This window comes from Pseudomonas nitroreducens, from assembly GCF_024170165.1.
GTDB classification, from domain to species: Bacteria; Pseudomonadota; Gammaproteobacteria; order Pseudomonadales; family Pseudomonadaceae; genus Pseudomonas; species Pseudomonas nitroreducens_C.
This window is the reverse complement of sequence record NZ_JALJXP010000001.1, coordinates 675,632-696,962: the sequence shown is the minus strand read 5'-3', so window position 1 is coordinate 696,962 and position 21,331 is coordinate 675,632. Positions and strand designations below refer to the sequence as shown.

Here is a 21,331-nt window from a genome sequence, read left to right as displayed (position 1 = left end):
TGGATTGTCTATCCTCCACCTTCGCCCCGTTTGGTTTTCCAGCCGGCCCTGCCGGCGGTTCGTGAGATGCCATGTCCCTGTTGAACTCCCGCTCCCGCGCCTCCCTGCTCGGCTTCTGCAGCCTCCTGCTGCTGAGCTTCGCCGTGCAGGCCGCGGAACATCCGGCCCAGGCCAGCGTCGCCACGGCGCACCCATCGGCGACCGTGGCCGGCCTGGAAACCCTCGCCGACGGCGGTAACGCCTTCGACGCCGCCGTGGCCATCGCCGCCGCGCTGGCGGTGGTCGAGCCCTATGGCTCGGGCCTGGGCGGCGGCGGTTTCTTCCTGCTGCGCAAGGCCGGCAGCCCGCCGACCTACCACTTCATCGACGCCCGCGAGCGCGCCCCGCTGGCCGCCCACGCGCGGATGTACGAACGCAACGGCAAGGTCGATCCGCAGCTCTCGCTCAACGGCCCGCTGGCTGCCGGCATTCCCGGCCTGCCCGCTGCCCTGGCGGACATCTCCAGCCGCTACGGCCGCAAGACCCTGGCCAATAACCTCGTCCCGGCGATCCGCCTGGCCACCGACGGCGTGTCCATCGACCGCGTCTACATCGACCGGGCCTCCTGGCGCCTCGACGCGATGCGCAAGGACCGCGAGACCGCACGCATCTTCCTCGACCAGGGCAACCTGCCCGAGGAATACAGCCTGATGCGCCAGCCGCAGCTGGCCAACACCCTGGAGAAGCTGGCGCGCTACGGCCGCACCGGTTTCTACGAAGGCGAAACCGCCGAGAAACTGGTCCAAGGTGTGCGCGCCGCCGGCGGCGTGTGGAGCCTGGAAGACCTGGCCAGCTATCGCACCGTCGAACGCCAGGCGCTGCGCTACCCGCTGGCCGACGGCCGTGAATTGATCAGCGCCCCGCCGCCTTCCGCCGGCGGTGTGGCCCTTGCGCAGAGCCTGGGCATGCTGCAGCAACTGCCGTGGCAGAAGGCCGAGCCGGTGCAGCGCGCGCACTATGTGGTGGAAGTCCTGCGCCGCGCCTACCGCGACCGTGGCCTGCTGGGCGATCCGGATCGCGTCGCCAACCCGGTCAACCAGCTGCTCGCGCCGGACTACCTGAAGCGCCTGGCCGCCGGTATCGATCCGCAGCGCGCCACGCCCAGCTCCGCCCTGCCGCCAGCGCCAGCCTGGCGCGAAGGCGATCACACCACGCACTTCGTGGTGATGGACGCCGACGGCAACGCCGTGGCCGCCACGCTCTCGGTCAACCTGCCGTTCGGCGCGGCCTTCACCGTTCCCGGCACCGGCTTGCTGCTCAACGACGAGATGGACGACTTCGCCACCGACGTCAGCGGCGCCAATGCCTACCAACTGGCCGGCAGCCAGGCCAATGCCGTGGCCGCCGGCAAGCGCCCGCTGTCGAGCATGAGCCCGAGCTTCATCGAAAGCCCCACGGAACTGGCCGCCTTTGGCACGCCGGGCGGCAGCCGGATTCCCAGCATGGTGCTGCTGGCGATGCTCGATTACCTGGACGGCAAGCCGGTGCAGCGCTGGGTGTCCACGCCGCGCTACCACCATCAGTACCTGCCCGACGTGATCGAGCATGAACCGCGCGCCTTCACCGCCGCCGACATGGCCGATCTGCAGCGCCGTGGCTACACCCTCAAGGACGTAGGCCGCGCCTACGGCAACCAACAGGTGCTGCTGTGGAACAAGAAGTCCGGTGAAGTGCAGTCCGCCAGCGACCCGCGCGGCATCGGCCTGGCGACCGAACTGGCGGCGCCGCTGCGCTGATCAGGGCAGGATGAGGGCTGGAGCGTCCTCTTCGCGGGCATCGAACAGACCATGTTCGGTGCCCAGTTGCAGCACGTTGCGCAGGCTCTGGATGATCCGGCTGACGTAGCCCAGGTCGTTCATCAGCGAGCTCATCTGCAGGCCGTCCAGCTCCTGCCGGCGCACAGCGGCGAACAGCCGCTGGCGGAACGCCGCGTCGAACTCCGCAGCGCTCTCGTCGAGCAGCTGCAGGCGCGCCACCAGGGCTTCTTCCGGCAGATCGCCGCCCAGCAGCGAGCCCAGCGCGCGCACCTCGCGCAGCATGGCGAGCAGGTGCCGGCGCAGCTCGACGTAGGTTTCCCTCAGCGCCGATGTCTCGCCTTGCAGTGCCTGGCCGAGGTTCTTCTGCAGGTGCTTGGCGTCCTTCACCGCATCCACCAGTTGCAGCGCCACCACCTGGCAGGACAGCCAGAAACGCTGGTGCTCCTCGTCCAGCGGCACCTCCAGGCGGCTCATGAAGCTCAGCAGGTCGCCGTACACGCCCTTGATATGGCGCTGGTAGAGCACTTCCGCGGCCAGCGCATGGCGATCCGGCGCGGCGCGCAGCTCATTCTCATCGACCCGCGGCTGGGTGAGCATGTCCACCGGCAGGTACAGCGCGTGGCAGATCACCTCGATGCTCAGCCGACCCAGGTGCCGAAGCTCCTGCAACACCGCGCTGGCGGCGGCGTCGGCGGAGTCCAGCGCGCGCTCATTGAGGTAGCGCGCATGGGTACGTTCGATGCTGGGCAGCGCCGGAGCCATGTCGGTGATCAGCACCGCCGGCTCTTCGACCTCCGGCAGCCAGCGCACCAGCGCATTGGCCAATGCACCCTGGATCGGCCAGAACAGCACCACGCCCATGCCGTTGAACAGGGTGTGGAACAGCGCCAGTTGGATCATCGGGTTGTCCGCCAGCCCCACCGGCGTCACCAGCCAGTGCACCAGCCAGGTCAGCGGTGCGAGCAGGAGGAACGCCAGCACCCCGGTCACCACGTTGAACAGCACGTGCGCCAGGGCCAGTCGCTGGCCGCTGCGGTTGCCGCCCAGGGAGCCGACGAAGGCCGTGGTCACGCTGCTGCCGACATTGGAACCGATGGCGATGGCCAGGCTCTGGCCCAGTTCCAGCTGGCCGCCGGCGAGGGCGGCGAGGGTCAGCATCAGGGTCGCATGACTGGACTGCAGCACCACGGTGATGAGGATGCCAAAGGTGACGAACAGCAGCGCACCGAGCATGCCTTCGTAGCGCAGCTCGCTCATGTCCATGGCGTCGCCGAAGCTGCCGAAGCCGTCCTTGATCTGGTCAATACCCAGGAAGATGAAGGCGATGCCCAGCAGGATGCGTCCGGCGGCCTTGCTCTTGGCGCCGTTGAAGCCCATCAGCACGCCGAATACCAGCAGCGGCAGCGCCAGGGGGCTCAGGCTGAGGTTCTGCCCGGCCAGCGCCAGCAGCCAGATGCCGCTGGTCGCGCCGAGGTTGGCGCCGAACAGAATCGCGATGCCACCGGCCAGCTGGATCAGACCGGTGCTGATGAAGGCGATGGTGAGCAGGGAGACCAGGGTCGAGGATTGCAGCAGGAAGGTGCCGAACAGCCCGAACAGCAGGCTCTTGCCGCGGGTGGCGGTACTCTTCTCCAGCCAGCGTTCGAGCTGGCTGCCGGCAAGATCGCGCAGGCCCTCTTCGAGGCACTGCATGCCGAACAGGAACAGCGCCAGGCCCGCTCCCAACTGCAACAGACCGGCGCTGGACCAGAAGGTGTAGCCCAGGATGACGGCGACCAGCAGCAGAAGCAGCGGACGCAGGTGCTTCTTCAGGCCGCTCAGGTTCATGGGCTACCCACAGGACTTACCCGGCAAGCCGGGCTGGCGGGGCGGACACGCCACCCCGGAGCAGGACGACGGATCAGTCCTTCTTGTAGCCGCTGGTGGTGCAGCCCAGGCAGCGCACGAAGGCGGCCTTGCCCGGATCGACGACCAGCGCCTTGCCCGCTTCGCCGATGTTGCCGCCGGCCGCACTGAACGGCAGGGTCACCACGAAGGCAGCGGTGCCTACCACGGTGGCGGCGATCAGCAGCGGGCGCGCGATCAGCAGGTCGCCCATCATGGAGTAGAACGGCGGGGCCGAGACGACATAGGTCGGATCACCGCTGACGTTGCTCACTTCTTCCTGAGCAACGGCCGGCAACACCGAGAATGCACAGACCAGGGCCATTGCAGTGGCGGCGGTGCGGAACACGTTCATGGAGGGAAGTCCTTTTTTGTGTAGTTGGGCAGGCAGACTGCCATAACTATAACAGCGCTCCGTGACTTGTCGCGTGACAGCCTTCAATCGCCGAAGAATGCGTATTCAGGCTTTTTCGGCACGAAAGGACGGTAGAAGGCCAGCATGCGGCGCAGGTCGGCGGACTCGTCGCCGGTGGGCCAGAACGGCTCGCCGATGACGATGCGTCGGCCGGGGTAATCCAGCGCCGCCAGCACGATGGGCACGCCTGCGCCACGGGCGATGTGGTAGAAGCCCATTTTCCAGCGCTCGACCTTCCTGCGCGTGCCCTCCGGGGAGAGGATCAGCATCATCTCGCGGTTGTCACCGAAGGCCTGGATCGCCTGATCCACGGTGTTCAGCTTGAGGTGGCGCTGGATCGGGATGCCGCCCCAGCGGCGCATCAGGCCGCCAAAGGGTGCGCGGAAGATTGTGTGCTTGCCGAACCAGCGGGCGTTCAGGCGCAGCACGAACTTGACCGCCAGGAACAGGATGAAGTCCCAGTTGGACGTATGGTGCGCGCCGATCACCACGAATTTGTCGAGTTTGGGCAGCGCACCTTCGATACGCCAGCCGGGCAGGCGCAGCATGGCGTGGCCGAGCGCCTCGGCGAAAGGGTTGCGAGGCAGATAATTGCCGGACATGGATCACCTGAAGGCCCCTCTGCGGGGGCCATTGTTGTTATGGGCAGATTGGACTGCGCAGCTTGAGGGCGGGCGCCGGGCTCAGCGTTGGCAGCGCGGACAGTAGACGCTGGCGCGCTGGCCGAGGCGCACCTCGCGCAGGGTCGAACCACAGACCTTGCAAGGCTCGCCGCCGCGACCGTAGGCGAAGAGTTCCTGCTGGAAGTAGCCGGGCTGGCCGTCGCCGCCGACGAAGTCGCGCAGCGTGGTGCCGCCGCGCTCGATGGCGATGGCGAGGATGCGCTTGATCTCCTGGGCGAGCTTCACGTAGCGCGCCCGCGAAATGGTCCCGGCCTCGCGGCGCGGGTCGATGCCGGCGGCGAACAGCGCCTCGGTTGCATAGATATTGCCCACGCCGACCACTACCGCGTTGTCCATGATGAAGGGCTTCACCGCCATGCTGCGATTGCGCGACAGCTGGAACAGCCGCTCCCCCTCGAAGGCATCGGTCAGCGGTTCCGGGCCGAGGTGGCGCAGCAGTTCGTGCTCCAGCGGCGTCAGGCTCCAGAGCAACGCACCGAAGCGGCGCGGATCGGTGTAGCGCAACGCCATTCCCGATTCCAGCTCGATATCCACATGCTCGTGGCGCACTGCCGGCGTGCCGCATTCCACCAGGCGCAGGTTGCCGGACATGCCCAGGTGACTGATCAGCGTCCCCACCTCGGCATTGAGCAGCAGGTACTTGGCGCGCCGCTCCACCTTCACGATGCGCTGCCCGGACAGGCGAACGTCCAGGTCCTCGGGGATCGGCCAGCGCAAGCGCCGCTCGCGGACGATCACGCGGCTGACGCGCTGACCTTCGAGGTGGGGCGCGATGCCCCGGCGGGTGGTTTCGACTTCAGGTAATTCGGGCATGGAGTACGGTATCTGAGGGACTTTTACGTAGGAGCGAGCTTGCTCGCGAACCGCCCGGCAAGTAAATGCCGGGCGTACGCCTACCGGATGAAGCGCAGGTCAGTCCAGCGCGCGCGCCAGCTGGATCAGGTCTGCGCGCCACGGTGCCGCCTTGGGCAGCGCCAGGAAGGACTCGTTGAGCAGGCTCTCGCGCGCTTCATAGGTGAAGGGCTCGCCGCGTACGTCCAGCACTTCGCCGCCGGCGCCTTCCAGCACGCCCTGTGCCGCCGCGGTATCCCACTGACTGGTCGGCGCCAGGCGTGGGTAGCAGTCCGCCGAGCCTTCGGCGAGCAGACAGAACTTCAGCGAGCTGCCGATGCTGGCCAGGTTCAGGTCGCCGAAGCGCTGCGCCAGGCCGGCCAGCAGGCGTTCCTGCTGCGGGCTGGAGTGGCGCTTGCTGGCCACCACGGTGAAGATGTCGTCCGGCTCGGTGCGCACCTCGATGGCTTCGGGCTCGTCGCCACGGTCTTCGCACCAGGCGCCCAGGCCCGCACCGCCGTAGTAGCAACGGCCGCTGGCAGGGATGCCGACCACGCCGAAGACCACACGGCCGTGCTCGATCAGGGCAACGTTGACAGTGAACTCGTCACTGCCGGAGATGAACTCCTTGGTGCCATCCAGCGGATCCACCAGCCACCAGCGCGTCCACTGTGCACGCTGCTCCAGGGGGATGTTGCAATCTTCCTCGGAGAGCACCGGCACGTCCGGCGCCAGCGCGCGCAGACCATCGGCCAGTACGCGGTGGGCGGCCAGGTCGGCGGCGGTCACCGGCGACTCGTCGGCCTTGCTCTGGACATCCAGGTCGCCCTGCCAGAACGGCAGGATCACATCGCCCGCCTTGTGCACCAGGTCGATCACGGCAGGCAGGAAAGCATTCATCACGGCTGGAATTCTCCTCGTTGGGTCAGCAGGTCACGCACCAGATAGAGTGCGGCCAGGGCCCGTCCTTCGCTGAACTGGGCATTCTGTGCGAGGCTGGAAAGCTCGCGCAGGTTGATCTTGTCCACACCCATCGGCTCGGGCTCGTCGCCGGGCAGCGACTCCTCGTAAAGGTCGCGGGCGAGCACCACCTGGATGCGCTGGCTCATGTAGCCGGGGGACAGCGACAGTTCGGTGATGTGTTCGAGCTGGCGGGCGCCGTAGCCGGCCTCTTCCTTCAGCTCGCGGTTGGCGGCATCGAGGATGTCCTCGCCCGGCTCCACCAGCCCCTTGGGCAGCGACAGCTGGTATTCGTCGACCCCGGCGCAGTATTCCTCGACCAGCACGGCGTGTTCGGCATCGAGCATGGCGATCACCATCACCGCGCCGTAGCCCTGCCCCTTGCCCACCAGGCGCTCGTAGGTGCGCTCGACGCCATTGGAGAAGCGCAGCTGCAGCTCCTCGACGGCAAAGAGCCGGCTTCTGGCAACGATCTCTCGGGCGAGGACCGTGGGTTTCTGACGCATGGGGCGACTCCTGGGGGTGGCCGGGTCGGCTATGATAACCCGCCTTTTCCGATTCTCCGTGTCAGATATCGCGCCGTTTCCGTCCGCCGGCGGTGCAATTGCGACACCCTTTTGCGAAAGCCCAGCATGCCACGCCTGCCCTGGAACCAGATCGACACCGTCCTGCTCGACATGGACGGCACCCTGCTCGATCTGCATTTCGACAACCACTTCTGGCTCGAACACCTGCCGCAACGCTACGCCGAGCACCATGGCATCAGCCGCGCCCAGGCCGACGCCGAGCTGCTGCCGCTGTTCCGCGACAACGCCGGTCAACTGAACTGGTACTGCCTGGATTTCTGGAGCCGCGAACTGAGGCTGTCGATCCTCGACCTCAAGCGCGAGGTCGCCGACCTCATCGCTCTGCGTCCGGATGCCGACCTGTTCCTCGCCGGGCTGCGCCGCCACGGCAAGCGCGCGGTGCTGATCACCAACGCGCACCGCGATTCACTGTCGCTGAAGCTGCAGCGGGTGGAGCTGTCGCCCTGGTTCGACCGGCTGATCAGCTCCCACGACTATGGTTTCCCCAAGGAAGACCAGCAGTTCTGGCAGGCGCTGCGGGCGGATGTCGGTTTCGACCCGGCGCGCAGCCTGTTCATCGACGACAGCCTGCCGATCCTGCGGGCTGCGCGAAGCTTTGGCGTCGCCCAATTGCTGGCGGTGCGCCAGCCGGACAGTCGTCAGGGGCCCAAGGACACCGAGGAATTCGCCGCCCAGGAAAACTACCGGGCGCTGCTCGAAGGTTTGTGAATCCCGGGTTCCAGAAACAGCGAGCCCGGCGCTGGGCCGGGCTCGTCGACTTCATTCCGGAATCCGCAGCACCTGGCCGGGATAGATCTTGTCCGGATGGCTGAGCATCGGCTTGTTCGCCTCGAAGATCTTCATGTAGGCGTTGGCATTGCCGTACTCGGCCTTGGCGATGGCGCTCAGCGTGTCGCCCTTCTTCACGGTAACGAAGCGCGCTTCCGGCGCCGGGGTGGCGACGGTGATGTGGTCTTCCACACCGGAAACCCCCGCGACGTTGCCCAGGGTGAGCAGGATCTTCTCCTTCTCTTCCTGGCTGGCCACCTCACCCGTGGCAATCACCTTGTCGCCCTCTACGCTGACCTGGATATTCGGGTTGCCCAGGCCAACCTTGGCAATGTGGTCCTTGAGCGATTCGGCGGCCTGCGCCTCCTGGCCCACAATGCTTTCCCACAGCTTCTCGCCGGCTTCCTTCACGAACGCAAAAATGCCCATTTCCAACCTCCCTACGGTTACAGTGACAGGCGGCCGGCATTGGGCAGACCGCGCGCCCCTGGAGTCTAGACGGCGACTTCCGCAGCGCCTGACGGAAAAGTCCTAATCCCGCCTCGACCCGACAGAACGCCCCCGGAGCCTTCCCGCCGATGGACATCAAGCAGCTGAAATTCCTCTGCGCCCTGGACGAGACCCGGCACTTCGGTCAGGCGGCGGCGCGCTGCCATGTCACCCAGCCAACACTGTCCATGCGCCTGCGCAGCCTGGAGGAAGAGCTGGGCCTGGAACTGGTGCGCCGCGGACAACGCTTCGAGGGTTTCACCGAAGCCGGCGAACGCGTACTGGCCTGGGCCCGCAGCCTGCTGGCGGCCCACGACGGGCTCTACGCCGAAGCGGCCGCGTGCCGGGGCCAGCTGGTCGGCACCCTGCGCCTTGGCCTGGTGCCTTTGGCGGGGTTCGACCCCATGCGGCTGATCGAGCTGTTCGCCCAGCGCCACCCGGAACTGCGCTTCCAGCTGTTCGCCCTGAGTTCGGAAAACATCCTCGAGGGCCTCGGCCGCAACCAGCTGGACCTCGGCCTGTCGTACCTGGATCGCCTCGATCGCGAGCATTTCGACAGCCTCGAACTGGCCGCCACGCGCATGGGTTTGCTGCATGACCGCCGGCACTTCCAGATCGACAGCCCGACCCTGAGCTGGGATGCCCTGGCAGAGTTGCCGCTGGGCCTGCTCTCGGCCGGCATGCATTTCCGCCAGTCCATCGACCACGGCTTCCGCAGCCGTGGCCTGACCCCCCGGGCACGCCTGGAGACCGACGCTGTGCATCAACTGGTGCAGGCCGTGGAACGCGGGCTGTGTTGCGCGATCATGCCGCTGGGCAGCGGGCTGGACGCCCAGGGCGAACACTTCGTCCTCACCCCGATAGAGGACGCGCGCACGCTATCGCCGCTGGGCCTGATCCTGCGCCGCAGCGAGCCGCGCTCGGCACTGGCCGAGGCCTGCTTCCGCGAAGCCGCCGTTCTGCTGGGCAGCTCCGAAAGCGACCGATAGACCGCATCTATCACAACATCGACAGCAGCCATTAGACGCTGCCCCGGCATCGGCATAGGCTGGTCGCATTACTAGAACCACAGGGCTCAGCCCATGCCTTGCCTGATCACCCGCCCGGCCAGCGCCGCGGTCCGGGATGCCGTCGTGCCTGCCGACGGCTACAGCTACGCCGAACTCACCCCGCAGGGCGACACCGGTCGCGCCGTGCTGGCCGGGGAAATCGCCCTGGCGATTGCCTACAACGGGCTCAGCCAGGCCGTCATGATGGTCTCGCCGAACGACCTGGAAGACTTCGTCTACGGTTTCAGCCTCGGCGCCGGCCTCATCGATTCCATCGACGACATCTATGACGTGCGCCTGACGCCCCACGGCGACGCCATCGCCGCCGAGCTGCAGGTCAGCAACCGCGCCTTCTGGGCCCTCAAGGACCAGCGCCGGCAACTGGCCGGCAATACTGGCTGCGGCCTGTGCGGTGTCGAGGCGCTGGACCAGGCGCTGCCCGGCCTGCCGGTGCTGCCGTCGGCACCGCTGCCGCCCGCCGCGCACTTCGACCACCTGCGTGAACGGGTCAACGCCGTGCAGGAGATCGGCCGCCGCAGCGGCGCCCTGCACGCCGCGCTGTTCGTCGATGCGGCGGGCGAGATTCGCCTGTGCCGTGAAGACATCGGCCGCCACAACGCCCTCGACAAGCTGATCGGCGCGCTCAAGCGCCAGCGCCTGGAGCTTGCCGGCGGTTTTGCCGTGGTCACCAGCCGCTGCAGCCTGGAACTTATCCACAAGGCCGTGCGCGGCGGGCTGTCGACCCTGGTCAGCCTCTCCGCGCCCACTGCCCTCACCGTGCAGTGGGCGCGCGAGCACAACCTGAACCTCATCCACCTGCCCCACCGCAGCGCACCCCGCATCTACAGCCCGGCTCCGCCCGCCGCCTGAACGCCCGCTTCTTCGAAGAAAGAGACCCCATGAGCCTGCAGCAAGAAAACCCCCGCTACCAACCCTACAAGGGCGCCGCCGCTGGCTGGGGCGCGCTGATCAGCGTCACGCGCTTCTGGCTCGACAGCAAGCAGCCGTTCAAGAACCTGCGCGCGCTGCTCAAGACCAACCAGAACGGCGGCTTCGACTGCCCCGGTTGCGCCTGGGGCGATTCGCCCGAAGACGGTCGGGTGAAGTTCTGCGAGAACGGCGCCAAGGCGGTCAACTGGGAAGCCACCAAGCGCCGCGTGGACCCGGCTTTCTTCGCCCGCCACAGCGTCAGCTCGCTGCGCGAGCAGAGCGACTACTGGCTCGAATACCAGGGCCGGCTGACCGAGCCGATGCGCTACGACCCGGCCACCGACCGCTATCAGCCGATCGCCTGGGACGACGCCTTCGCCCTGATCGCCAGGCACCTGAATGCCCTGGAAAGCCCCGACCAGGCCGAGTTCTACACCTCAGGCCGGGCCAGCAACGAGGCCGCGTACCTTTATCAGCTGTTCGTCCGCGCCTTCGGCACCAACAACTTCCCCGACTGCTCGAACATGTGCCACGAGGCCAGCGGCGTCGCCCTGGGCCAGAGCGTCGGCGTCGGCAAGGGCAGCGTGACCTTCGACGACTTCGAGCACGCCGACGCGATCTTCGTCTTCGGCCAGAACCCCGGCACCAACCACCCGCGCATGCTCGAACCGCTGCGCGAGGCGGTGAAGCGCGGCGCCCAGGTGGTCGCCTTCAACCCGCTGAAGGAGCGCGGCCTGGAGCGCTTCCAGCACCCGCAGCATGCGCTGGAGATGCTCACCAACGGCTCCGAGCCGCTGAACACGGCGTTCTTCCGCCCCGCACTGGGCGGCGACATGGCCGCCGTACGCGGCATGGCCAAGTTCCTCCTGCAATGGGAACGCGAGGCCCAGGCCAAGGGCGAGCCAGCGGTGTTCGACCATGCCTTCATCGCCGAGCACACCCAGGGCGTCGACGCCTACCTCGCCGCCGTGGACGACACCAGCTGGGACCATATCGTCCAGCAGTCGGGCCTGAGCCTGGAGGAGATCGAGCAGGCCGCGATCATGTACCGCCGCGCCGAGCGCGTGATCGTCTGCTGGGCCATGGGCATCACCCAGCACCACCACTCGGTACCGACCATCCAGGAACTGGTCAGCCTGCAACTGCTGCGCGGCAACGTCGGCCGCCCCGGCGCCGGCCTGTGCCCGGTGCGCGGCCACAGCAACGTGCAGGGCGACCGCACCATGGGCATCAACGACCGTCCGCCGGTGGCGTTGCTGGACGCCATCGAGCGCCGCTTCCAGTTCAAGGTGCCGCGCGAGAACGGCCACAACACCGTCGAGGCGATCAACGCCATGCTCGATGGCCAGTCGAAGGTGTTCATCGGCCTGGGCGGCAACTTCGCCCAGGCGACCCCGGACAGCCCGCGCACCCACAGTGCCCTGCAGAGCTGCGCGCTGACCGTGCAGATCAGCACCAAGCTCAACCGCAGCCACCTCACCGTCGGCGGCGACGCGCTGATCCTGCCGTGCCTGGGCCGCACCGACATCGACCGCCAGGCCGAAGGCCCGCAGGCAGTGACCGTGGAAGATTCCTTCAGCATGATCCACGCGTCCTTCGGCCAGCTGGAGCCGTCGTCGAAACTGATGCGTTCCGAGCCCGCCATCATCGCCGGCATCGCCAAGGCCACCCTGGGCAACCACCCGGTGGACTGGGACGCGATGATCGCCAACTACGACCGCATCCGCGACCTGATCGCCGACACCATTCCCGGCTTCGCCGACTTCAACCGTCGCGTGGCCAATCCCGGCGGCTTCCACCTGGGCAACTCGGCCGGTTCGCGGCGCTGGAACACCGCCAGCGGCAAGGCCAACTTCCACCATCACCCGCTGCCGGCAGACCTGGTCCACGCGAAGATCCGCGAGACCGGCCAGGAGCCGCACCTGATCCTGCAGACACTGCGCTCCCACGACCAGTACAACACCACCATCTATGGCCTGGACGACCGCTACCGCGGCGTGCGCGGCCATCGCGAGGTGGTGTTCGCCAACGAAGCCGACATCCGCCGCCTGGGCTTCGAGCCCGGCGAGAAGGTGGACATGGTGTCGCTCTGGTCCGATGGCGTGGATCGCCGCGTCAGCGGCTTCACCCTGCTGGCCTATGACATCCCCACCGGCCAGGCCGCGGCCTACTACCCGGAAACCAATCCGCTGGTGCCGCTGGACAGCCATGGGGTGGGCAGCCATACGCCGACCTCGAAGTTCGTCGCCATCCGCTTCGAGAAGGCGCGTCCGAGTCTGCGGATCGTTTGACGACCTGACGCTTCAATACTCCTTGCAGGAGCGCCCCATGGGCGCGATCGCGGGCATGGCCCGCTCCTACAAGGGGACTTCGTGCGCGCAGCAGAAGGCCATCCTGCGAAAAATCCGCTGGATTTGCGTCACATCAGAAAGGGATGAAAGGTAAACTCGGAAGGACCAGGGCTACTTCTGTGAAAAGCCATCATTTCAATGGCAATTTGTGAGAAAAACACCTCACAAATGGAACCCTAGAATAACACTCAGACCGCCCGAAATCGAAAAAGTTCTGACCATAAATCAAATACTTGCAATATTTGATGAAAGTCGTGTTACTCGTCGGAACCCCCTTGTCAGAGCCTTCGCACGAACCGAGGATCGCCACCAACATCCCCACAGAGAGATCCTCTCTATGAAGTACTCCTCGATGCTCCTGTTGTCTCTCGCGCTGGTCGGTGGCACCGCCTACGCGGACGGCGACACCCGTGCCGGCGTCGGTGGCGCCCTGGGCGGGGTATTGGGTTCGGTCATCGGCCAGTCGGTCGGTGGCAGCACCGGCGCCGCCATTGGTAGTGGTCTGGGCGGTGCGGCCGGTGGCGCGGTCGGTGCCCGCCACGGCAACAAGACGGAAGCCGCCATCGGCGGCGGCCTGGGCGCAGCTGGCGGCCAGGTGATCGGCAACAAGATGGGCGGCACCACCGGTGGCCTGATCGGCGCGGCCCTGGGTGGCGGTGCTGGCGGCGCGCTGGGCAACCATTACGCCGACAATAACCGTGACGACGATGACGACCACCACGGCGGCTACCGTCGCGCCCGTTACGACGACCATCGTCACTACGATCGCCGCTGGCACGACAACGGTCGCCACCGTGGCTGGTACAAGCACAAGCACCACCGTCGCGACTGGGATTGATTCGCGGCGTAGCAACCGCGATCAGTCCACGGAAACGACGACTGACAGCCGGGCCTGATTGCCCGGCTGTTTTGTGTGCGGGACAATTCTCCCGATAATTCCTACATTCAGGTTCGCAACATGCGTAAGACTCTTTCGGTTCTGGCACTGGCCCTGCTGGCCAGCCACGCAGTGGCCGACGACACCAAATCCGCCATTGGTGGGGGCGTCGGTGGCGCCCTCGGCAACGTGGTCGGCGGCGCCCTGGGCGGCTCCACCGGCGCGGCCATCGGTGCCGGCGTAGGCGGTGCTGCGGGCGGCGCGATGGGCGCGAAGAACGGCAACAAGACCGAGGCGGCCATCGGTGGCGGCCTGGGTGCGGCCGGCGGCTCGGTCATCGGCAACAAGGTCGGCGGTTCCACCGGTGGCGCCATCGGCGCGGGCCTGGGTGGTGCGGCCGGCGGCGCGCTGGGCAACCACCTGGCCGATGACAACAACGATGACCACCACAGCAGCAACAAGAGTCATCACAAGGGCAACGGCCACTACAAGCACAAACACAAGCATCACGACGACTGACAGATGCCGGTGTGAAAAGCCCGCCTTTTGGCGGGCTTTTTCGTTCAGGGTTCGGCCATCAGGCGCGGGCCGGCAGGCACGAAAGCAAGGCGCTCAGCTCCGGCGGCGGACGGCGCTCGATTCGCCAGCGATTTCGCCAGGGCGAAGATGTCGGAGGTATGACAAGGCAAGCGTTGCCTGGACACAGGGCAATTCTCGCTGCGTGCCAGGACTTCACGCGGGGGTTATCGGGGGGCACCCTTCCGCAGCGGCACGGGGAAAGTGTGTCGGATCGTCAAAAGTGCGGGGAACCGCGCGGCAGCTTCAGCGCTCTCCATACGGAGGTGGCGACGCCTGGGTGAACTGCCTCCCGGCGGCCGGAATCGGGCCGGACGCGCCCCTGGGACAAGCCCCGTGTCATCCCGCAAGGCTGGTATAGGCTTGCCGGGGAGGGATCACTGCCGACAAGGAGTTACTCGTGAAAGCTCTTGCTGCCGCCGGACTGCTACTGACGCTCAGCACCGCGCAGAGCACGTACGCCGGGGACTGGCAGGTCTGCCAGCTGGAAGTGGAGATCACCGGAGCGCTCAAGCTGCCCGTGCGCGGACTGGAAGGCCGGGTCGCATCGGCCAAGCCGCGCTCGGCGGGCACCGAGTGCCCGAACCCGGGCGAGGTCATCGCCTTCGAACCGGAAAGCGCCGACTGGCAGAGCCGCATCCCGCGCCAGCACTGGCCTGCAGCCGGGCAACGGGTATGGATGCGCTACCAGTACCTGGACGGCATCTGCAAGGGCGACGGCAACAGCCGGCCATGCCGGATCGAGCATTACCCGATGGGCTGGTGAGACGCCCGGCCCTGCAGGTCAGGCGCGAACCAGCACTTCCATTGCCTCGCGCAAGGGAGCCGGAATCGACACCGGCCGGTTGCTCGCCCGATCCACGAACACATGGACGAACTTGCCCGCCGCGCAGGCCAGGTCATCGTCTTCGCGGAAGATAGCCAGCTCGTACTGCACCGAGCTGTTGCCCAGCTTGCCGACCCGCAGGCCGACCTCGATGCGCTCGGGGAAGGCCACCGGCGCGAAGTAATCACAGCTGGAGCTGACCACGAAGCCCACCACGTCGCCGTCGTGGATATCCAGGCCGCCGCGCTCGATCAGGTAGGTGTTCACGGCGGTGTCGAAGAAGCCGTAGTAGGTCACGTTGTTCACGTGACCGTAGATATCGTTGTCGTGCCAGCGCGTGGTGATCGGCTGGAAGTGCGCGTAGTCGGCGCGGCTGGGGTGCTGTTCGCTCATCGGGTTCTCAGAAGGCGGCTCGGTAGATGGCCAGCGCGTCGCTCTCGCTGACCTCGCGGGGATTATTCACCAGCAGGCGTTGCTGCAACATCGCATCGGCGGCCAGGCGCGGCAGGCTGTCTTCCGGCACGCCGGCCTCGCGCAGGCGTGCTGGCAGGCCGCTGCGCGGGCTGAGATCGGCCAGTTCGGCGATGAACTGCTCGGTGCGGTCGGCATCGCTGCGCAGGCGCTCGCCCAGCAGCAGCGGCGCCAGCTCGGCATAGAGCGCGCCGGCGCTGGGCGCATTGAAACGGATCACCTCGGGCAGCACCAGCGCGTTGCTAAGGCCGTGGGGAATGTGGAAGTGCCCACCCAGCGGATAGGCCAGCGCATGCACGGCCGCCACCGGGGCGTTGGCGAAGGCCTGCCCGGCCAGGCAGGCGCCCAGCAGCATGGCCTGGCGCGCCTCGCGGTTGCGACCGTTGTGCACCGCCTCGTCGAGGTTCAGCGCCAGCAGGCGCAGGGCTTCGCGGGCCAGCAGGTCGGACAGCGGGTTCTTCTTCAGCTTGCTGGTGTACGCCTCGATGGCGTGGACCATGGCGTCGATGCCGGTGGCGGCAGTAACCGCCGGCGGCAGGCCGAGGGTGAGGTCGGCGTCGAGCACGGCCAGGTCGGGCAGCAGGTACGGGCTGACCACGCCCATCTTGGTGGTCTCGCCGGTGGTGACGATGGCAATCGGTGTTACCTCGGAGCCGGTGCCGGCGGTGGTCGGCACCTGGATCAACGGCAGGCGCGGGCCACGGGCGTTGCCGACGCCGAACACATCCTTCAGACCCAGGGTTGCCAGCGGATGGGCCAGCAGTGCAACCAGCTTGGCGACGTCCATCGAGCTGCCGCCACCAAAGCCGATCACCAGTTGCGCGGCCATCCGGCGCGCCTGGTCAGCGGCTTCCAGTACGATGCTTTCCGGCGGGTCGGCCAGCACCTGGTCGAACACTTCCACCGCCACGCCAGCGGCGGCAAAGCCCGGCAACACGCCGTCGAGCATGTTCAGCCGGGTGATGCCGGGGTCGGTGACGATGAGCACGCGCTGGGCGCCGCGCTCGCGGCAGAGCTCACCCAGGCGGGCGGCGGAACCACTTTCGCAGAGGATCTGCGCGGTGGTGGCGAAGCTGAAAGGCTGCATGACGGTCCCCGATCTTGTCGTTGTACTGCGGAAAATCCGTAGGCCGCTGCTCGGCGGCCAGCCGGGGCAGCATAGCAATGGGACGCGACCTCATGAAACCTCGTACCGCCAGGCGAAACAGTTATTCACCGAGTGAATGGGCAGGCACGGCGTGCCATGCCACGTAGGAGCGGATTCCTCCGCGATCGATTTCCGGCGGCTCCGAGCCAGCCGGTTGCACATCGCGGACGGAGTCCGCTCCTACGCAATCGGTTACCCGGAAACGAAAAAGGCCGGCATTGCGCCGGCCTTTTCTTCAACGAGGGCAGGTCAGACAGCGACCGGCGCCTTGATGTGCGGGTGGGCTTCGTAGCCGACCAGCTCGAAGTCCTCGAAGCGGAAGTCGAACAGGTCCTTCACCTCGGGGTTGATCTTCATGGTGGGCAGCGGCAGCGGCTGGCGGGTCAGCTGCAGGTCGGTCTGCTCCAGGTGGTTGGCGTACAGGTGGCAGTCGCCGCCGGTCCAGATGAACTCGCCGGGCTGCAGCCCGGCGACCTGCGCGACCATCAGGGTCAGCAGTGCGTAGCTGGCGATGTTGAAGGGCACGCCGAGGAAGATGTCGGCCGAGCGCTGGTACAGCTGGCAGCTGAGCTTGCCGTCGGCCACATAGAACTGGAACAGCGCGTGGCAGGGCGGCAGAGCCATTTCGTCGATCAGCGCGGGGTTCCACGCGGAGACGATCAGGCGGCGCGAGTCCGGGTTGCTCTTCAGCATCTGCATCAGGTTGGCGATCTGGTCGATATGGCGGCCGTCCGGCGCCGGCCAGGAACGCCACTGGTAGCCGTAGACCGGGCCCAGGTCGCCGTTCTCGTCGGCCCATTCGTCCCAGATCGAGACGCCGTTTTCCTTCAGGTAGGCAATGTTGGTCGAACCTTTGAGGAACCACAGCAGCTCATGGACGATCGATTTGAGGTGGCACTTCTTGGTGGTCACCAGCGGGAAGCCTTCGGCGAGGTCGAAACGCATCTGGTGGCCGAACACGCTGTAGGTGCCGGTGCCGGTGCGGTCGCTCTTGAAGGTGCCGTGTTCGCGCACGTGGCGCATGAGGTCGAGGTACTGTTTCATCGCTGCGGTTTCACCCAAAAGCCGGTCGGTGAGGCTCTGCGGCGCGGCTCCGGGGTGGGCCGCCGGCAGAGTGGATCGCCCGGCAGAATCTGAACAAGCGGCAATACTAAGGGCCTGCGCCAGGTATCGCCAGCCTGGCCGACCAACACCCGATTCAAGCGGCGACAGACCGCACTCCCCAACCGTTCGCCTGTTGCAAGAGAGGTCGTCATGTCCGAGGCACCACTGCCCGCCGTCCCCCTTTCGCGCCGCCGCCTGCTGGCGGTGGCCTGCGCCAGTGCCGCCGTCGGCGGTGTGCTGCTCAGTCCCGCCGCGCGCACCTGGGCCGCGCTGACGCCCCAGGCCGCGACCGAGCTGGAAGGCTTCATGACCCTCTCCCAGCGCCTCACCGGGCGCAGCAACCTCGATCCGCGCATCGGCCAGCGGCTGTTCCAGGCCCTGGCGCAGCGTGACAGCGCGCTCAAGCAGAGCCTGAGCGAACTGCTCGACCGCCTGGGCGACGATCCGCAAGGCTGGAACGAGCGTCAGCAGTGGCTGGCCCGACAGATCCTCGGCGGCTGGTACCTGGGGCAGATCGGCGATGACAACGGCGCCACCGTGGTCACCTACGAGCAGGCACTGATGTTCCGCGCCGTCGACGACGTACTCGTGATCCGCAGCTACTGCCCGAACCAGCCCGGTTTCTGGGCCGCGCAGCCCACCGAGCGGGGGGCCTGAGCATGGCCGATACGCAACGTGCGGACTTCGTGGTGGTCGGCTCCGGCGTCGCCGGCGCGCTGGTGGCCCATCAGTTGGCCCTGGCCGGCAAGGATGTACTGATCCTCGAAGCCGGCCCGCGCATGGGCCGCTGGGAGATCGTCGAGCGCTTCCGCAACCAGGCGGACAAATCCGACAACCAGGCGCCCTACCCGTCCAGCCCGCTCGCCCCGCACCCGCAGTTCAAGCCGGACAACCACTACCTGATCCAGAAGGGCAAACACCCCTACGACGTGCAGTACATCCGCGCCGTGGGCGGTACCACCTGGCACTGGGCGGCGTCCGCGTGGCGCTTCCTGCCCAACGATTTCAAGCTGCTCAGCCTCTACGGCGTGGGCCGCGACTGGCCCATCGAGTACGCCGAGCTGGAGCCCTGGTACCAGCGCGCCGAGGAAGAGCTGGGCGTCTGGGGCCCCGGTGACGAGGAACTCGACTCCCCACGCAGCCGGCCCTATCCGATGCCACCGCTGCCGCTGTCGTGGAACGAGCAGCGCATCAAGACCCTGCTCAACGCCAACGGCTACCGCGTGGTCACCGAGCCGGTGGCGCGCAACAGCCGCCCCTACGATGGCCGCCCGACCTGCTGCGGCAACAACAACTGCATGCCAATCTGCCCCATCGGCGCCATGTACAACGGCATCGTCCACGTCGACAAGGCCGAGGCCGCCGGTGCCCGGCTGATCGACAACGCCGTGGTGTTCAAGCTGGAGAAAGGCGACGCCGGCAAGATAGTCACGGCGCTGTACAAGGACGCGCAGGGCAACGAGGTGCGCGTCGAGGGCGACACCTTCATCCTCGCTGCCAACGGCATCGAGACACCCAAGCTGATGCTCATGTCCGAGGTCGGCAACAGCTCCGACATGGTCGGCCGCAACCTCATGGACCACCCCGGCACCGCCGTGCAGTTCTACGCCGACGAGAAGCTCTGGCCGGGCCGCGGCCCGCAGGAGATGACCTCCATGGTGGGCTTCCGCGACGGCGCCTTCCGCAGCGAATACGCCTCGAAGAAGATCCACCTGTCCAACCTCTCGCGCACCGACCAGGTCGCCGCCGAACTGATCCGCCACGGGCCACTGCTGCTGGGGCATGACCTGGAGGAGAAGATCCGCGACCGCGCCGCGCGTTTCGTGCGCTTCGACAGCTTCCACGAAATCCTCCCGCACCCGCAGAACCGCATCGTGCCCAGCGCCACAGAGCGCGACGCGGCCGGCATCCCCAAGCCCGAATTCACCTATGCAATGGACGACTACGTGCGCAGGAGCGCGGTGCACACCCGCGAGGTCTACGAGCATGCGGCCAAGCTGCTGGGTGGCGAAGAAGTGAAGTTCGACGACAGCTTCGCCAACAACAACCACATCACCGGCACCGTGCTGATGGGCGCGGACCCGAAGGACTCGGTGGTGGACGCCCAGTGCCGCAGCCACGACCACCCCAACCTGTTCATCGCCAGCAGCGGCGTGATGCCCACCGTCGGCTCGGTGAACTGCACCCTGACCATCGCCGCCCTGGCCCTGCGCCTGGCCGAGCACCTGAAGCGGGAGGCCAGGGCATGAAACCTTTCCTGCTGTTCGCCCTGCTGGCCGCACCGCTGCTCGCCCATGCCGCCAAGGCCCTCGACCCGGCGCCGGCGCAATTGCTGCAGCGCGGCGAATACCTGGCCCGCGCCGGTGACTGCGCGGCCTGCCATACCGTGCCGGGCGGCAAACCCTTCGCCGGCGGCCTGCCGCTGGCCACGCCGCTGGGCGCGGTGTACTCCACCAACATCACCCCTGACCCGAAGACCGGCATCGGCAGCTACCGCTACGAAGACTTCGCCCGCGCCGTGCGCGAAGGCGTGGCCAAGGGCGGCACGCGGCTCTACCCGGCGATGCCCTACACCGCCTACGCGAAGATCAACGACGAGGACATGCACGCCCTCTATGCCTGGTTCCTCGAAGGCGGCGTGCAGGCGGTCGCGCAGCCCAACCAGGATTCCGACATCACCTGGCCGCTGGACATGCGCTGGCCGCTGGCGATCTGGAACCTGCTGTTCCACGACGACGCGGTCTACCAGAACAACCCGAAGCAGAGCGCGGCCTGGAACCGTGGCGCCTATCTGGTCCAGGGTCTGGCCCACTGCGGCACCTGCCACACGCCGCGCGGCATCGCCTTCCAGGAAAAGGCCACGGACGAACGCACCACCGGCTTCCTCGCCGGCGCCGCGCTGGGCGGCTGGTACGCCTTCAACATCACCCCGGACACCCACAGCGGCATCGGCGGCTGGAGCGACGCGGAGATCGTCCAGTACCTGAAGACCGGCCGCGTGCCCGGCAAGGCTCAGGCCGCAGGCCCCATGGCCGAGGCGGTGCAGCACAGCTTCCAGTACATGACCGGCGCCGACCTGCAGGCCATCGCCAGCTACCTGCGCAGCGTGCCCGCCGTCAGCGATGGCGAGCGCAAGTCGCGCTTCGCCTGGGGCGAGCCGGCGGACGACGTGGTCAAACTGCGCGGCGAGGACTTCGGCGCGCAGAAACACGACGACGGCGCCCGTCTCTACCTGGGCAACTGCGCCAGCTGCCACTCCTGGAGTGGCGAAGGAGTGAAGGACGGCTACTATCCGATGCTGCTGAAGAACAGCGCAGTCGGTGCCCTGCAACCGGACAATCTGGTGCAGGTGGTACTCGGCGGCGTGCACCGCAAGGTGGGCGACGAAGACATGTTCATGCCCGGCTTCGCCGGCACCCTGAACGACGAGCAGATCGCCACCCTGGTGAACTACCTCACCGCGCAGTTCGGCAACCCGGAAGTGAAGGTCGACAGCGCGCGAGTCGCCGAAATCCGCCAACCCTGAAGCACGCGTAGTGGCGGGCCGCCACCCTGAAAGAAATGCGCCCCGCCTGCGTTGACAGCCC

The 21,331-nt window shown here is 67.1% G+C and carries 21 protein-coding genes; 11 read left to right on the top strand and 10 right to left on the bottom strand.

All coding sequences use genetic code 11. From position 1 onward, the window contains the following. Positions 1 to 71 precede the first annotated feature (71 nt). Positions 72 to 1,775: a gamma-glutamyltransferase gene (ggt, locus tag J2T47_RS03180; protein WP_253442319.1), complete on the top strand. Its 1,704-nt coding sequence runs from the start codon at positions 72 to 74 to the stop codon at positions 1,773 to 1,775. Here ggt and J2T47_RS03175 read toward each other — a convergent pair whose 3' ends face one another. The 6 genes from J2T47_RS03175 to nudE form a co-directional block, all read right to left on the bottom strand. Next, positions 1,776 to 3,623 carry a Na/Pi cotransporter family protein gene (locus tag J2T47_RS03175; protein WP_253442318.1) on the bottom strand — a complete coding sequence of 616 codons (1,848 nt, stop codon included), beginning with the start codon at positions 3,621 to 3,623 and terminating at the stop codon, positions 1,776 to 1,778. A gap of 73 nt (positions 3,624 to 3,696) precedes the next feature. After that, complete coding sequence (locus J2T47_RS03170; protein ID WP_045213063.1) at positions 3,697 to 4,035, bottom strand: hypothetical protein; 339 nt, start codon at positions 4,033 to 4,035, stop codon at positions 3,697 to 3,699. A gap of 83 nt (positions 4,036 to 4,118) precedes the next feature. Beyond that, entirely contained in the window at positions 4,119 to 4,697 is a 579-nt protein-coding gene (locus J2T47_RS03165) for a lysophospholipid acyltransferase family protein (protein ID WP_253442317.1), read from the bottom strand. Between the two features lie 81 nt (positions 4,698 to 4,778). Next, positions 4,779 to 5,591 carry a bifunctional DNA-formamidopyrimidine glycosylase/DNA-(apurinic or apyrimidinic site) lyase gene (mutM, locus tag J2T47_RS03160; protein ID WP_253442316.1) on the bottom strand — a complete coding sequence of 271 codons (813 nt, stop codon included), beginning with the start codon at positions 5,589 to 5,591 and terminating at the stop codon, positions 4,779 to 4,781. A 99-nt stretch (positions 5,592 to 5,690) separates the two neighbouring features. Then, complete coding sequence (cysQ, locus tag J2T47_RS03155; RefSeq protein WP_253442710.1) at positions 5,691 to 6,509, bottom strand: 3'(2'),5'-bisphosphate nucleotidase CysQ; 819 nt, start codon at positions 6,507 to 6,509, stop codon at positions 5,691 to 5,693. Continuing rightward, a complete protein-coding gene (nudE, locus tag J2T47_RS03150) occupies positions 6,509 to 7,075 on the bottom strand; it encodes an ADP compounds hydrolase NudE (protein WP_253442314.1) in 567 nt (188 codons plus the stop codon). The genes cysQ and nudE overlap by 1 nt, the downstream gene beginning before the upstream one ends. A gap of 126 nt (positions 7,076 to 7,201) precedes the next feature. Here nudE and yrfG point away from each other — a divergent pair, with 126 nt between their 5' ends. Then, the gene (gene yrfG, locus J2T47_RS03145; protein ID WP_253442312.1) at positions 7,202 to 7,864 is read left to right on the top strand and encodes a GMP/IMP nucleotidase; all 663 of its coding nucleotides are present in this window, start codon (positions 7,202 to 7,204) and stop codon (positions 7,862 to 7,864) included. 51 nt (positions 7,865 to 7,915) lie between these two features. Here yrfG and lysM read toward each other — a convergent pair whose 3' ends face one another. Beyond that, the gene (gene lysM, locus J2T47_RS03140; RefSeq protein WP_253442310.1) at positions 7,916 to 8,353 is read right to left on the bottom strand and encodes a peptidoglycan-binding protein LysM; all 438 of its coding nucleotides are present in this window, start codon (positions 8,351 to 8,353) and stop codon (positions 7,916 to 7,918) included. 149 nt (positions 8,354 to 8,502) lie between these two features. On the opposite strand from lysM, the gene J2T47_RS03135 reads away from it, so the two are divergent. The 6 genes from J2T47_RS03135 to J2T47_RS03110 all read left to right on the top strand — a co-directional run bounded on the left by J2T47_RS03135 (position 8,503) and on the right by J2T47_RS03110 (position 14,962). Then, positions 8,503 to 9,402 carry a LysR family transcriptional regulator gene (locus J2T47_RS03135; RefSeq protein ID WP_253442308.1) on the top strand — a complete coding sequence of 300 codons (900 nt, stop codon included), beginning with the start codon at positions 8,503 to 8,505 and terminating at the stop codon, positions 9,400 to 9,402. Between the two features lie 93 nt (positions 9,403 to 9,495). Then, complete coding sequence (gene fdhD, locus J2T47_RS03130; protein WP_253442306.1) at positions 9,496 to 10,332, top strand: formate dehydrogenase accessory sulfurtransferase FdhD; 837 nt, start codon at positions 9,496 to 9,498, stop codon at positions 10,330 to 10,332. Positions 10,333 to 10,361: 29 nt separating this feature from the next. Then, entirely contained in the window at positions 10,362 to 12,683 is a 2,322-nt protein-coding gene (locus J2T47_RS03125; protein ID WP_253442304.1) for an FdhF/YdeP family oxidoreductase, read from the top strand. Between the two features lie 397 nt (positions 12,684 to 13,080). Then, a complete protein-coding gene (locus tag J2T47_RS03120; protein WP_253442302.1) occupies positions 13,081 to 13,581 on the top strand; it encodes a hypothetical protein in 501 nt (166 codons plus the stop codon). Between the two features lie 120 nt (positions 13,582 to 13,701). Next, entirely contained in the window at positions 13,702 to 14,139 is a 438-nt protein-coding gene (locus J2T47_RS03115; RefSeq protein WP_253442299.1) for a glycine zipper domain-containing protein, read from the top strand. A 457-nt stretch (positions 14,140 to 14,596) separates the two neighbouring features. After that, positions 14,597 to 14,962: a hypothetical protein gene (locus tag J2T47_RS03110; protein WP_253442298.1), complete on the top strand. Its 366-nt coding sequence runs from the start codon at positions 14,597 to 14,599 to the stop codon at positions 14,960 to 14,962. Between the two features lie 18 nt (positions 14,963 to 14,980). On the opposite strand, the gene J2T47_RS03105 is transcribed toward J2T47_RS03110, so the two are convergent. From J2T47_RS03105 to J2T47_RS03095, 3 genes are all read right to left on the bottom strand, one after another. Continuing rightward, complete coding sequence (locus J2T47_RS03105; protein ID WP_253442296.1) at positions 14,981 to 15,415, bottom strand: acyl-CoA thioesterase; 435 nt, start codon at positions 15,413 to 15,415, stop codon at positions 14,981 to 14,983. A gap of 7 nt (positions 15,416 to 15,422) precedes the next feature. After that, entirely contained in the window at positions 15,423 to 16,580 is a 1,158-nt protein-coding gene (locus J2T47_RS03100) for an iron-containing alcohol dehydrogenase (RefSeq protein WP_253442294.1), read from the bottom strand. 309 nt (positions 16,581 to 16,889) lie between these two features. Next, on the bottom strand, positions 16,890 to 17,684 hold the full coding sequence (locus tag J2T47_RS03095; RefSeq protein WP_253442292.1) for a thymidylate synthase: 795 nt from the start codon (positions 17,682 to 17,684) through the stop codon (positions 16,890 to 16,892). 210 nt (positions 17,685 to 17,894) lie between these two features. Here J2T47_RS03095 and J2T47_RS03090 point away from each other — a divergent pair, with 210 nt between their 5' ends. The 3 genes from J2T47_RS03090 to J2T47_RS03080 are packed head-to-tail and all read left to right on the top strand — an operon-like array spanning position 17,895 to position 21,270. Next, positions 17,895 to 18,401, top strand: coding sequence for a sorbitol dehydrogenase family protein (locus J2T47_RS03090; protein ID WP_253442290.1), 507 nt, complete (start codon positions 17,895 to 17,897; stop codon positions 18,399 to 18,401). A 2-nt stretch (positions 18,402 to 18,403) separates the two neighbouring features. Beyond that, positions 18,404 to 19,993 carry a GMC family oxidoreductase gene (locus J2T47_RS03085; protein WP_253442289.1) on the top strand — a complete coding sequence of 530 codons (1,590 nt, stop codon included), beginning with the start codon at positions 18,404 to 18,406 and terminating at the stop codon, positions 19,991 to 19,993. After that, positions 19,990 to 21,270, top strand: a complete 1,281-nt coding sequence (locus J2T47_RS03080) for a c-type cytochrome (RefSeq protein WP_253442287.1) — start codon at positions 19,990 to 19,992, stop codon at positions 21,268 to 21,270. Before J2T47_RS03085 ends, J2T47_RS03080 begins: the two co-directional genes overlap by 4 nt. Positions 21,271 to 21,331: the final 61 nt, after the last annotated feature.